Genomic DNA, 232 nt, shown 5'->3' on the forward strand with positions numbered 1-232 from the left:
GTACTCCGACGCCGTCGTAGCCCACTTTGATCCGGCTCTTCCGGTGATTGACGTCGGGTGTGGCAACGGAACCAACACCCGCTGGCTTGCCGGTCTTTTTCCCAGCGTGCTCGGCATCGATGTCTCAACCGGCGCGGTCGAGTTGGCGAGGAGGGAAGCTGAAGGCGTCCAGAACGCCGACTTCATGGTCATGGATGCTGCGGGAGTAGGTGCGGGAGAGCACCTGTTGGAG

1 protein-coding gene is annotated in these 232 nt (G+C 62.1%); it reads left to right on the top strand.

Features of this window, described 5'->3' with window-relative positions:
- A partial coding sequence (locus tag BV453_RS01925) for a class I SAM-dependent methyltransferase (RefSeq protein ID WP_249520748.1) occupies positions 1-232 on the top strand: 232 nt, incomplete at both ends.

Origin of the sequence: Microbacterium sp. ER1 (assembly GCF_023383675.1) — a bacterium.
GTDB lineage: Bacteria > Actinomycetota > Actinomycetes > Actinomycetales > Microbacteriaceae > Microbacterium.